This window comes from Streptomyces sp. NPDC026246, from assembly GCF_055567995.1.
Genome location: NZ_JBVHPJ010000002.1, coordinates 312,966 through 325,173 on the forward strand (window position 1 = coordinate 312,966; position 12,208 = coordinate 325,173).

The window sequence follows — 12,208 nt, forward strand, 5'->3', positions numbered from 1 at the left end:
CCTGCACCGGGCCCGCCGGTGACCATCGGCGGGCCCGGGCGTTCCTCCGGTCGGGCAGCCCGTTCGGGCTGCCGTGCCGACGGAAGGGACATCACCCGTGGACACGACCGTGCCCGCCTCCGACGTACCGCTCGTCCTGCCGCGTGCCGAGTGGGTGCGGACACTGCCGCAGAGCATCGCCGCCTCCTGCGTCCTGCTGCTGGACGCCGAGGACCGGATGCTGCTGCTGCGCTATGCCGCGGGCCAGCCGGGGGCGGGGATGTGGGGGCTGCCGGGCGGGATGCTGGACCACGGGGAGGACCCCGTCACCGCCGCCCGCCGCGAACTGTGCGAGGAGACCGGCCTCGTGCTGGACGAGGCGCCCCGGCTCCTCGGCTACGACCACCGGTCGGACGTGCTGGGCACCGGCCCGGTGATCGACTTCTACTTCCACGGCGGCCGGCTCCCGTCGCCGCTGTCCGTGCGCCGCAGCGCCGAGCACGACGACGACGGCCTGTTCGCCCCGGGCGACCTGGCCGGCGTCTCCCTGTCTCCCGGGCTGCCCGCCCTGACGGCCCTGCACGCGGCGGCCCTGACCGGCACGGTGGTGTGCCTGCGGGAGAGCCGGCCCGTGTGAGCGGCCCGGAAGGCACCCGTGTGAGCGCCCCGGAAGGCAGGGGGAGGACATGCCCGAAGAGCGGGGACGGCACCTCCGCACAAAAGGTGCCGCCCCCGCTCTCCCCCGTGGTCCGGAGCCGCCGCGATCGGTGAGGGTCGGGGACCGTCGGCGGCTCCGGGTCCGTGGTGCCCGGCTAGCGGTGGTCGCTGCCCTGGGACTGGACCGCGGCCCGGCCCGCCTCCAGGCGGGCCACCGGGATGCGGAACGGCGAGCAGGAGACGTAGTCGAGCCCGACCTCGTGGAAGAAGTGGACCGACTCCGGGTCACCGCCGTGCTCGCCGCACACGCCGAGCTTCAGGTCGGGCCGGGTCTCACGGCCGGCCTTGGCGGCCAGCTTCACCAGCGAGCCGACGCCGTCCTTGTCGATCGTCTCGAACGGGGAGACGCCGAAGATGCCCTTCTCCAGGTACGCGGTGAAGAAGCTCGCCTCCACGTCGTCCCGGGAGAAGCCCCACACGGTCTGGGTCAGGTCGTTGGTGCCGAAGGAGAAGAACTGCGCGGCCTCGGCGATCTGACCGGCGGTCAGTGCGGCGCGGGGCAGCTCGATCATCGTGCCGATGGAGAGCTTCAGCTGCGCGCCGGAGGCGGCCTCGACCTCGGCGATGACCTTGTCGGCCTCCTCGCGGACGATCTCCAGCTCCTGGACCGTGCCCACCAGCGGGATCATGATCTCGGCGCGCGGGTCGCCCTTGGCGGCCTTGCGCTCGGCCGCGGCCTCGGCGATCGCCCGGACCTGCATGGTGAACAGGCCGGGGATGACCAGGCCGAGGCGCACACCGCGCAGACCCAGCATCGGGTTCTGCTCGTGCAGCCGGTGCACGGCCTGGAGCAGGCGCAGCTCGTTCTCGTGCGGCTCCTGGCGGGACTCGGCCAGCGCCACGCGGACGGACAGCTCGGTGATGTCCGGCAGGAACTCGTGCAGCGGCGGGTCCAGGAGGCGGACGGTGACCGGCAGGCCGTCCATCGACTCGAAGAGCTGCACGAAGTCCTGCTTCTGCAGCGGCAGCAGCTGCTTGAGGGACTCCTCGCGCTCGGCGTCCGTGTCGGCCAGGATCAGCCGCTCCACCAGCTCGCGCCGGTCGCCGAGGAACATGTGCTCGGTACGGCACAGGCCGATGCCCTGGGCGCCGAAGCGGCGGGCGCGCAGCGCGTCCTCGGCGTTGTCGGCGTTGGCCCGCACGCGCAGGCGGCGCTTGCGGTCGGCGAAGGCCATCATGCGGTGGACGGCCTCGACCAGCTCGTCGGCGTCGTCGGCGCCCGGGTGCATCCGGCCCTCGAAGTACTCCACGACCGGCGACGGCACGACCGGCACCTCACCGAGGTAGACCTTGCCGGAGGAACCGTCGATGGAGACGACGTCGCCCTCCTCCACGACGTGCCCGCCCGGGACGGTCATCCGGCGGCGCTTGGTGTCGACCTCCAGCTCCTCGGCGCCGCAGACACAGGTCTTGCCCATGCCGCGGGCGACGACGGCCGCGTGGGAGGTCTTGCCGCCGCGGGAGGTGAGGATGCCCTCGGCGGCGATCATGCCGTCCAGGTCGTCGGGGTTGGTCTCGCGGCGGATCAGGATGACCTTCTCGCCGGAACGCGACCACTTGACGGCCGTGTAGGAGTCGAAGACGGCCTTGCCGACGGCCGCGCCCGGGGAGGCGGCGATGCCCCGGCCGACCTGCGAGACCTTCGCGTCCTCGTCGAAGCGCGGGAACATCAGCTGCGCGAGCTGGGCGCCGTTGACGCGGGTGAGCGCCTCGGCCTCGTCGATCAGCCCCTGGTCCACCAGCTGGGTCGCGATGCGGAAGGCCGCGCCCGCGGTGCGCTTGCCGACCCGGGTCTGGAGCATCCACAGGACACCGCGCTCGATGGTGAACTCGATGTCGCAGAGGTCCTTGTAGTGGTTCTCCAGCGTCTCCATGATCTGCATGAGCTGGTCGTACGACTTCTTGTCGATCTGCTCCAGCTCGGCCAGCGGCACGGTGTTGCGGATGCCGGCCACGACGTCCTCGCCCTGCGCGTTCTGCAGGTAGTCGCCGTAGACGCCCTGGTGGCCGGAGGCGGGGTCGCGGGTGAAGGCGACGCCGGTGCCGGAGTCCGGGCCGAGGTTGCCGAAGACCATGGAGCAGACGTTGACGGCCGTGCCCAGGTCGTGCGGGATGCGCTCCTGGCGGCGGTAGAGCTTGGCGCGGTCGGTGTTCCAGGAGTCGAAGACCGCGTGGATGGCGAGGTCCATCTGCTCGCGAGGGTCCTGCGGGAAGTCCCGGCCGGCCTCGGTCTTGACGATCTTCTTGAACTTGGTGACGAGCTTCTTGAGGTCGGCCGCCTCCAGCTCGGTGTCGACGGTGACCTTCTTGGCCGCCTTCGCCGCCTCCAGCGCGTCCTCGAACAGCTCGCCGTCCACGCCGAGGACGGTCTTGCCGAACATCTGGATGAGGCGCCGGTAGGAGTCCCACGCGAACCGGTCGTCGCCGGCCTGCTTGGCCAGGCCCTGCACGGACTTGTCGGAGAGGCCGATGTTGAGGACGGTGTCCATCATGCCGGGCATGGAGAACTTGGCGCCCGAGCGCACCGACACCAGCAGCGGGTCGTCCGCCTGGCCGAGCTTCTTGCCCATGCGGGCCTCGAGGGCGTCGAGGTGCGCGCTCACCTCGTCACGCAGTGCCGCCGGCTCCTCGCCGCTGTCCAGGTAGGTCTTGCAGGCCTCGGTGGTGATGGTGAAGCCGGGGGGAACCGGCAGTCCGAGGTTGGTCATCTCGGCGAGGTTCGCGCCCTTGCCACCGAGGAGGTCCTTGAGGTCCTTGTTGCCCTCGGTGAAGTCGTAGACGAACTTCACGCCCTCAACGCTCTGGCCCGGCTGAGCTACGTGGGGATCTTTGTTTTCCGACACGGGTCTCGACTCCTCGAGGACGCGGTGGCTGCCCTGACGGCGAGGAACATACCCAGATCAAAGGCATCTGGGGAGGTCCACTCGCGCGTCATGCGCCTGTAACCACTCGTCCGCCAGCGGATCGAAAGTCAAGGCTGAGCAAGCGATCACAGCCGCATGTTTTCACTTCTTGAACGCAAGACGCTCCTCCCCACCCTCTAGGTGCTCATCTGAGCGAAGTTTCCGCACATTTGATTTCGCTCGATGAACGATCAAAGGGTGGCACTGAGTGCCACCCTTTGAGGAAGTGCAGTCGCCCATGATCCGCTCATCTGAGCGCAGCCCTTATCAAGGGTGGCGAGAATCACGCTGCCACAGTCGCCCGGATTTCACCATGCGGACGCGTCACGGGACGGGAAACACGGTGGTCACACGCCGAGCGCGCGCAGCCGCTCCTCGGCCCGCTCGGGTGCGTAGAGGTGCTCCACGACCATCGCACCCGCCCCCACCAGCCCGGCCCGCTCGCCCAGCCGTGCGGTGACCACGTCGAGGTGGGCGGTGGAGCGGGGCAGCGCCCGCTGGTAGAGCAGTTCGCGCACGCCGGTGAGGAAGGGAGTTCCGGCCAGATCTCCGGCGATCATCAGGACCCCCGGGTTCAGCAGGGTCACGACGGTCGCCAGGACGTCACCGACCCGGCGCCCCGCCTCCCGGGCGAGCCCGACCGCCTCCGGGTGCCCGGAGGCCAGCAGTTCGCGGATGTCCGCCGCGGAGGAGGCCGGCACCCCGGCCTCGGTGAGCCGCCGGGCGACCGCACCGCCGCTGGCGACCGCGGCCAGGCAGCCCCAGGAGCCGCACCGGCACAGCGCCTGGGCGCCCTCCGGGACCCGGATGTGCCCGATGTCCCCGGCGCCGCCGTCGACCCCGCGGAAGACGGCACCGTCGACCACGACGCCGGCGCCGATGCCGGTGGAGACCTTCACCAGGACGAAGGCGGAGCAGTCGGGGTAGCCGGCGCGCTGTTCGCCGTACGCCATGAGGTTGGCGTCGTTGTCCACCAGCACCGGGACCTCGCCGGCGCCCGCGTGCTCGGCGAGCGCCCGGGCCGTACGGCTCCTGATGTCGTAGCCGTCCCAGCCGGGCATGATCGGCGGCTGCACGACCCGGCCGGTGGCGGTGTCGACCGGACCGGGGACCGCCAGTCCCACCCCACAGACGGCCTGTGCGCCGTGCCCGGTCTTCTCCAGCAGCCCGGCGAACCAGCGGCCCAGTTCACCGAGCACGGCATCGGGACCGTTCTCGACGACGAGGGTGCCGGAGTGCTCCGCGAGGATCTCGCCGCTGAGCGACAGCACGGCCGCCCGCGCGTTCCGGGTGTCGAGGTCGGCGGCCAGGACGACCGCGTGCCGGTCGTCGAACTCCAGGGTGATGGACGGCCGCCCGCCCAGCGGGGAGTCGACCGGCCCCCCGGCTCCCTCGCGCAGCCAGCCCGCACGGAAGAGCCGGTCCAGCCGCTGGCCGACGGTCGCCCGCGACAGTCCGGTCGCCTGCTGCAGCGCGCCCCTGGTCGTGGCGCGTCGGCTGCGCACCAGTTCGAGCAGATCGCCTGCACTGCCCTGACCCGCGCTTCTTCCGGTTCTCCCGGGCTGTCCGCCCATGTACACCCCCTTGTGTTTCCCAACCGTGCCTTACATAGTGGGTTTTGCGTGTTAAGTAGACGTAACCCCACGGTAGCCGTTGCCGGGCGGGCCCGGCCCGACGTCTTACGGAGAGCCCCGAGTGGATCGCACCGCGCACGCGCCCCCGGTCCCCCCGCAGGCGGCACCTCCGTTTCCGAGCCGCCCTCCACCGCACCGCCCCCGCACGCCGGAAGCACCGCTTCGCCGCGGTCCCGCCGGACGGGTCCGGGCCCGTGGTCCCGGGCGGCGGCCCTCCACCGCCGCCGGGGAACTCGGCGTCCCCCGGGCGTGCATGCCACCAGAGTAGGGACAACGGGCCCCGCCCACACCACCGGTGGACGGGGATCACAGCGGTCCCGCCACGCGCTGGGCCCCCTCGGGCCGGCTCGACCCACCGCACCACCCGGCCCGCAGGGGACGGCCGTCGCGTCATGGTGATCAGGGAGGCGACCGGCAGGTGACGGAACGCACGCATCTGCTCGTGCACGGAGGGACGTTCGCCGCCCTCGGCGACTGCGGCGGCGACGGCGGCGACGGCGACGGCGGCGACATCAGCGGGCGCCGGGGAGCCGGCGCACCGGGCGGCATGTTCGTGTGGGACGCACGGCATCCGAGCCGCTGGCAGCTCACCGTCGGCGGGTCGGTGCCCGAGGTGCTGACGCCGGTGGCCGACGGGGGCACCGCACGCTGCGTCCTCGTCCCGCGCGGCGGCCGCGACGGACCGCCCACCTGCACCCTGCCGCGCGAACAGGCCGCCGGGGACGCCTCGTTCGTGGAGTCGCTGCGGGTCACCAGCAACCGCCCGGTGCCGACGACGGTGTGCCTGGCGGTGGCTGCGGACGCCGGCTTCACCGACCGGTTCGAGCTGCGCTCGGACCACCGCACCTACGCCGATCCCGGCGCGGTGCGCTCCCGTCAAGTACTCCCCCACGGAGCGGAGTTCGTCCACCGCCGCGGCGCCCGGCGGTCCGTGACGAGCCTGACGGCGGAACCGCCGCCGGAAGCCGTGGAGGAGACCGGCACCGGTGCGCGCCGTCCCGCCGGAGGTTTGCCGGGTGTTTGCCGAGCCGTGGCCCGGCGGGCTGAACGCACCTGGTGGGCGTCCCGTACGCAACGGTGGCGGACCCGTTCCCCCACGCGGGTCCGCCACTTCGCCGCGTTCCGCACGGGAAGGACCTCCGGGTGCCTGTCTTCACACGCTTCCAAGTGCCGCCCCAGCCGGGCGACGGCCCACCCGGGGACGCGGCCGGGACGGAGGCCCCGGGCAGGGGGGAGGGCGCGGGCGACCCGGCCGGGGAGCCCGCCGCTGCCCCGGACGGGGGCGCGGTGCGGGGCACCCCCTCGCGGTCGCTCCTCGGTCACCTGCTGACCCGTCTGCGCACCTGGCGCACCCGGTACCCGCGGACCGCCGGTGCGCTGCACCTGGCCACGACCCTGCTGGCCGCGGCCCTGGTCCTCGGGGCGCTGCTGCTGCCGAACAGGCTTCCGGCGCTGCACGCGGGCAGCTTCGCGAGGATCCCCGTGGAGGCGGTCGCCGGGGCCGTCGTGGTGCTGGTGCTGCCGCCGCGGCCCCGACTGGCCGCAGCGGTGCTGTACGGGCTGGGGCTCACCGTGCTGACCACGGTCAACCTGCTCGACATGGGGTTCAACGAGTACCTCGGCCGGGGCTTCAACGCCGCGCTCGACTGGGACCTGCTGCCGGACGCGCAGGGCTACGTCCGGGACACCTTCGGCGGGGGTGTGGCGACCGCGGCCGCTGTCGGGGCGGTCGTGCTCGTGCTGCTCGTCGCCGCCGTCATGGTCGCGGCGACGGTCCGGCTGGCCGGCGTGCTGGCCCGCCACCGGGCGCGCTCCACCAGGGGGGTCCTGCTCGCGGGCACCGCGTGGGTCGCGTGTGCCGCTCTCGGCCTGACGCTGCCGGGCGGCCCGATCGCCTCGGGGCGCGGCGCCGGCGCACTGCGGGTGCACGCCCAGCGCACGGTCGACTCGCTGCGCGACGAGGCCGCGTTCGCGAAGGAGGCCCGGGCCGACACCTTCGGCGACACCCCGCCGGGCGAGCTCCTGCCCGACCTGCGCGGCAAGGACGTGATCTTCACCTTCATCGAGAGCTACGGGCGCAGTGCCGTCGAGGACCCGGTCATGGCCCCCGGCGTCGACCGGACCCTGGACGCGAGCACCGCGGCGCTGCGCCGGGCCGGCTTCGCGGCGCGCAGCGGCTGGCTGACCTCGGCGACCTACGGCGGCAGCAGCTGGCTCGGTCACTCCACGACCATGTCCGGGCTGTGGATCGACAACCAGCGCCGCTATCGCACGGTCACCGCGGGCGACCACCTGACGCTCACCAAGGCGTTCCAGCGGACCGGCGCCTGGGACACGGTCGGCGTGATGCCGGGTGTGCAGAAGGGCTGGCCGGAGGAGAAGTGGTACGGCCTGGACAAGGTCTACGACGCGTTCGACCTGGGCTACAAGGGGCCGAAGTTCAGCTGGTCGACCATGCCCGACCAGTACGCCCTGGAGGCGTTCCAGCGGCAGGTGCACGGCAGGGAGCGGGACAAGCCGCTGATGTCCCTCGTCATCCTCACCTCCAGCCACCAGCCCTGGGCGCCGATCCCGAAGCCGGTCGGCTGGGACGAGCTCGGCGACGGCTCCGTCTTCGACGCGATCCAGCAGGCCGGCAACAAGGCCTCGGACGTCATCACCGACACCACCAAGTCCCGCGAGGAGTACGGCAAGTCCATCCAGTACTCGGTCACCAGCCTGACCGAGTGGCTGCAGCGCTACGGCACCGACGACACCGTCCTGGTCTTCCTCGGCGACCACCAGCCCATCGCCCGGGTCAGCGGCGACCACGCCTCGCGCGACGTGCCGGTGTCGATCGTCGCCAAGGACCCGAAGGTCCTGGACAAGGTCGCCGACTGGAACTGGACGGAGGGCCTCAGGCCCGCCCACGACGCACCGGTGTGGCGGATGGACTCCTTCCGCGACCGCTTCCTGAAGGCGTACGGCTCCACGCCGCACCCCTCGACGGGCTGATCAGCCGCCGGAGGTGTCGAGCTCGGCGTCCTCGCCGACGCCGGCGCAGTCGTAGGGGTCCTTCAGCCAGCCGTCCGGCAGCACCACGCGGTTGTTGCCGGACGTACGGCCGCGGGGCCCATCGGCGCCGGTGGGCCAGGGCTGGTCGAGGTCGAGTTCGTCCAGGCCGGAGCGCAGCTCCTCCAGGGACGAGGTGATCGCGAGACGCTTGCGCATCTCGGAGCCGACCGCGAAGCCCTTCAGGTACCAGGCGACGTGCTTGCGGAAGTCGACGACGCCCTTGGACTCGTCGCCGATCCACTCGCCGAGCAGCGTGGCGTGCCGGACCATGACGTCGGCGACCTCGCGCAGGGCGGGCCGGGCGATGTCCTCGGGGCGGCCCTCGAAGGCGGCCACGAGGTCGGCGAAGAGCCAGGGCCGGCCGAGGCAGCCGCGGCCCACGACCACGCCGTCGCAGCCGGTCTCGCGGACCATCCGCAGGGCGTCCTCGGCGGACCAGATGTCGCCGTTGCCCAGCACGGGGAGCTCCGGCACGTGCTCCTTGAGCCGGGCGATGGCCTCCCAGTCGGCGGTGCCGCCGTAGTGCTGGGCGGCGGTGCGGCCGTGCAGCGCGATGGCGGTGACGCCCTCCTCGACGGCGATGCGGCCGGCGTCGAGGTAGGTGATGTGGTCGTCGTCGATGCCCTTGCGCATCTTCATCGTCACCGGCAGGTCACCGGCGCCGCTGACGGCCTCGCGCAGGATGGCGCGCAGCAGGTTCCGCTTGTACGGCAGCGCCGAGCCGCCGCCCTTGCGGGTGACCTTCGGCACGGGGCAGCCGAAGTTGAGGTCGATGTGGTCGGCGAGGTCCTCCTCCGCGATCATGCGGACGGCCTTGCCGACGGTCGCCGGGTCGACGCCGTAGAGCTGGATGGACCGGGGCCGCTCACTCGCGTCGAAGTGGATGAGCTGCATCGTCTTCTCGTTGCGCTCGACCAGGGCCCGGGTGGTGATCATCTCGCTGACGAACAGGCCCTTGCCCCCGCTGAACTCCCGGCACAGGGTGCGGAAGGGAGCGTTGGTGATCCCGGCCATCGGGGCCAGGACGACGGGGGGCCGGACGGTGTGCGGGCCGATCTGGAGGGGCGTGGACATTCCTCCATTGTGCCGTGCAATGAACGGGTAAAGTTCTTTAGTTAGGCACACTATCGAAATCGGCGTACGATGGAGTCCATGCCCGAGCCCAGTCCCCGCCGCCGCATGCTGGTGCTCGCGATCTGCTGCATGAGCCTGCTGATCGTGAGCCTCGACAACACGGTCCTCAACGTCGCCCTGCCGTCCATGCAGCAGGACCTGCACGCGAGCACCTCGGGCCTGCAGTGGACGATCGACGCCTACACCCTGGTCCTGGCCTCGTTGCTGATGCTCGCCGGTTCCACCGCCGACCGGATCGGCCGCAAACGGGTCTTCATGGCGGGCCTGGTCGTCTTCACCCTCGGCTCGGTCCTGTGCTCCCTCGCGCCGGACCTCCCGGCGCTGGTCGCGTTCCGGATGGTGCAGGCGGTGGGCGGCTCGATGCTCAACCCGGTCGCCATGTCGATCATCACCAACACGTTCACGGAGCCGCGCGAGCGGGCCCGGGCGATCGGCGCCTGGGGGGCCGTCGTCGGCATCTCGATGGCCGCCGGCCCCCTCGTCGGCGGTGTGCTGGTGGAGTCGGTGGGCTGGCGCTCGATCTTCTGGATCAATCTGCCGGTCGGACTGGCCGCCCTGCTGCTCACCCTGCGCTTCGTCCCCGAGTCCCGCGCGCCCCGGGCCCGCCGTCCCGACCCGGTCGGCCAGGTGCTGGTGATCGCCCTGTTCGGCTCTCTGACGTACGCGATCATCGAGGCGCCGAGCACGTCCTTCGCCTCGATCGCCCCGCTGGCCGTCGTGGCCCTGGCCGCGCTGACCGGCCTGCTCCTGTACGAGCCGCGCCGCGAGGAACCGCTGATCGACCTGCGGTTCTTCCGTTCGGCGCCGTTCAGCGGGGCGACGGTCGTGGCGATCAGCGCTTTCGCGGCGCTCGGCGGCTTCCTGTTCCTGTCGACCCTGTACCTGCAGGGCGTGCGCGGGCTGACGGCACTGGAGGCGGGCCTGTGGATGCTGCCGATGGCGGTGCCGACGTTCCTGTGCGCACCGCTGTCGGGCCGCCTGGTCGGCACGCGCGGTCCTCGCCTGCCCCTGCTGATCGCGGGCGTGGCGATGACGGTGAGCGGGGTGCTGTTCGCCGCGTTCGAGGCGGAGACGTCGAACACCACGCTCTTCCTCGGTTACGTCCTGTTCGGCGTCGGCTTCGGCTTCGTCAACGCGCCCATCACCAACACGGCCGTGTCCGGCATGCCCCGCGCCCAGGCGGGCGTCGCGGCGGCCGTCGCCTCCACCAGCCGCCAGCTGGGGCAGACGCTGGGCGTGGCCGTGGTGGGTGCGGTGCTCGCGGCGGGCGTGGGCGCGTCCTCGTACCGTGCCGCGTTCGTCTCCGCCGCGCGGCCCGGCTGGTGGATCCTCGCGGCGTGCGGCTTCGCGGTGCTGACGCTGGGCGCGCTGACGACCGGGCGGTGGGCCCGGCGCACCGCCGAACGGGCCGCGGAACGGCTGCGGTCGGCGGAGGTGCGGGACGTCGTGGTGACGGCGGAGCGCGCCTGACACCCGCCGACCGGCTTCCGTTCGGCCGCCGCGCCTGGGCCGGCGACTCCTCTCCGGCCCGCCGCCGCACACCGCGTGGCCTGAGGACGCGTGGCCGGGGTAGCAGTTCCGTTGCCGCGGACGGACCGTGAGCAGCCGAGCGCGACCCGGGGGGCGTCATGACGCAGACCGACACGAGCAGCGTCTGCCGGTGGGACCAGCACGGGCGGCGGCACGTGGTGCGCCTGCGGCGCACCGGCACGCAGCGCACCATCCGGTGCGACACCTGCGGCTGGCGCACCGCCGCCCCGCTGCTGCCCGGCCTGAAGGCCGAGGAGCACCTCCTTCTGGCCCACCAGGCGACGGTGGACCCGACCGCGGCGTGAGCGCCCCGGGCGGGAGAGGCCCTAGTAGAGGATCGAGGGCAGGTACGCGCCGTCCGGGCTGTTGTAGAGGCCGATGGTCATCAGGCTCAGCAGCTGCACGACCCTGAGGCCGTGGGACAGGCACCACCGCAGCAGCAGGTGATCGCTCACGGGGACCAGGATGCCCGGGCCGCCGAACTGCGGGGCGGCCGCGATCAGTGCCTGGAGGTCCGGGGTGGTCTCCCCCGCGGCGTGCGCGAAGAACGCCAGGTCGGTGGCATAGCCGGTGACGCGTCCCGCGCGCTCCACGACCCTGGCCGTGCCCTGTTTCAGCGCGTCGGCCACTTCGCCGCCACGGTCGACGCCGTGGACCTGCCGGCACACCTCGTTGCAGGCGCCCAGATCCGCGTCCACGGCCTCTCGCACCGTGTACCCGGGCAGTGCCTGCCGCAGCGCCGGCCCCTGCACACACGCCACGGTGGCGCGGTGGACGAAGCCGAGGCGCACGTACAGGGAGAACGACCGGTTGTGGTAGCCGCTCTGCAGCAGACGGATGCCCGGTGCCCCGCGCTCGTCCGCCCGCTCCAGCACGTCCCGCATCAGACGGCGGCCGACGCCCGCGTTCTGCACGGCCGGGTCGACGGTAACGGGTCCGACCCCGACGACGGCCGAGCGTTCGTCGAGGAAGTTGCTGCCGACGATCCGCCCGTCGAACTCGGCGACGACACCGTAGAACCCCGGGTGCGTCAGGGCACCCTCGATCAGTGCGACACCGACCTCGGGGCTCGGGACGTCGGGAGGGAACGCGTGCTCCCCGGCGACTCCCGCGAAGGCCTCGTAGCAGATCCGGCCGCACTCCGCGGCGTCGTCCGGGGTGCCCGGGCGGAGTATGAGATCCACGGTCGCCATCCCCTTCTGCGCGCATTGCCCGCGGCGGCCCGCCCCTCGCCTCCCATCCTGGCCCCCACGAGGC

Annotated in this window: 8 protein-coding genes and 1 pseudogene; 5 read left to right on the forward strand and 4 right to left on the reverse strand. The window is 72.4% G+C overall.

Annotation, left to right across the window (positions count from 1 at the left end):
* The first annotated feature begins 97 nt into the window (after positions 1-97).
* On the forward strand, positions 98-616 hold the full coding sequence (locus ACZ4M5_RS05530; protein WP_467733380.1) for an NUDIX hydrolase: 519 nt from the start codon (positions 98-100) through the stop codon (positions 614-616).
* A 175-nt stretch (positions 617-791) separates the two neighbouring features.
* On the opposite strand, the gene ppdK is transcribed toward ACZ4M5_RS05530, so the two are convergent.
* Positions 792-3,539: a pyruvate, phosphate dikinase gene (gene ppdK / locus ACZ4M5_RS05535; protein ID WP_467733382.1), complete on the reverse strand. Its 2,748-nt coding sequence runs from the start codon at positions 3,537-3,539 to the stop codon at positions 792-794.
* A 407-nt stretch (positions 3,540-3,946) separates the two neighbouring features.
* Positions 3,947-5,173 carry an ROK family protein gene (locus tag ACZ4M5_RS05540; RefSeq protein ID WP_467733384.1) on the reverse strand — a complete coding sequence of 409 codons (1,227 nt, stop codon included), beginning with the start codon at positions 5,171-5,173 and terminating at the stop codon, positions 3,947-3,949.
* A gap of 478 nt (positions 5,174-5,651) precedes the next feature.
* Between ACZ4M5_RS05540 and ACZ4M5_RS05545 the strand changes: the two are divergent.
* Positions 5,652-6,230, forward strand: a pseudogene (locus ACZ4M5_RS05545) (glycogen debranching N-terminal domain-containing protein); the annotation flags it as partial.
* Between the two features lie 146 nt (positions 6,231-6,376).
* On the forward strand, positions 6,377-8,227 hold the full coding sequence (locus ACZ4M5_RS05550) for a sulfatase-like hydrolase/transferase (RefSeq protein WP_467733386.1): 1,851 nt from the start codon (positions 6,377-6,379) through the stop codon (positions 8,225-8,227).
* On the opposite strand, the gene dusB is transcribed toward ACZ4M5_RS05550, so the two are convergent.
* Entirely contained in the window at positions 8,228-9,361 is a 1,134-nt protein-coding gene (gene dusB, locus ACZ4M5_RS05555; RefSeq protein ID WP_467733388.1) for a tRNA dihydrouridine synthase DusB, read from the reverse strand.
* Between the two features lie 78 nt (positions 9,362-9,439).
* Between dusB and ACZ4M5_RS05560 the strand changes: the two genes are divergently transcribed.
* Complete coding sequence (locus ACZ4M5_RS05560) at positions 9,440-10,891, forward strand: MFS transporter (RefSeq protein ID WP_467733390.1); 1,452 nt, start codon at positions 9,440-9,442, stop codon at positions 10,889-10,891.
* 158 nt (positions 10,892-11,049) lie between these two features.
* Positions 11,050-11,256: a hypothetical protein gene (locus ACZ4M5_RS05565; protein ID WP_467733392.1), complete on the forward strand. Its 207-nt coding sequence runs from the start codon at positions 11,050-11,052 to the stop codon at positions 11,254-11,256.
* Positions 11,257-11,277: 21 nt separating this feature from the next.
* Here the strand turns inward: ACZ4M5_RS05565 and ACZ4M5_RS05570 are convergent, their stop codons facing one another.
* Positions 11,278-12,144, reverse strand: a complete 867-nt coding sequence (locus tag ACZ4M5_RS05570) for a GNAT family N-acetyltransferase (RefSeq protein WP_467733394.1) — start codon at positions 12,142-12,144, stop codon at positions 11,278-11,280.
* Between the last annotated feature and the right edge of the window lie 64 nt (positions 12,145-12,208).

What these genes read in the sequence shown, in the direction of transcription:
- ACZ4M5_RS05540 (WP_467733384.1), bottom strand. Translation starts at nt 5,173, where the DNA reads ATGGGCGGACAGCCCGGGAGAACCGGAAGAAGCGCGGGTCAGGGCAGT.
- dusB (WP_467733388.1), bottom strand. Translation starts at nt 9,361, where the DNA reads ATGTCCACGCCCCTCCAGATCGGCCCGCACACCGTCCGGCCCCCCGTC.
- ACZ4M5_RS05560 (WP_467733390.1), top strand. Translation starts at nt 9,440, where the DNA reads ATGCCCGAGCCCAGTCCCCGCCGCCGCATGCTGGTGCTCGCGATCTGC.
- ACZ4M5_RS05565 (WP_467733392.1), top strand. Translation starts at nt 11,050, where the DNA reads ATGACGCAGACCGACACGAGCAGCGTCTGCCGGTGGGACCAGCACGGG.
- ACZ4M5_RS05570 (WP_467733394.1), bottom strand. Translation starts at nt 12,144, where the DNA reads ATGGCGACCGTGGATCTCATACTCCGCCCGGGCACCCCGGACGACGCC.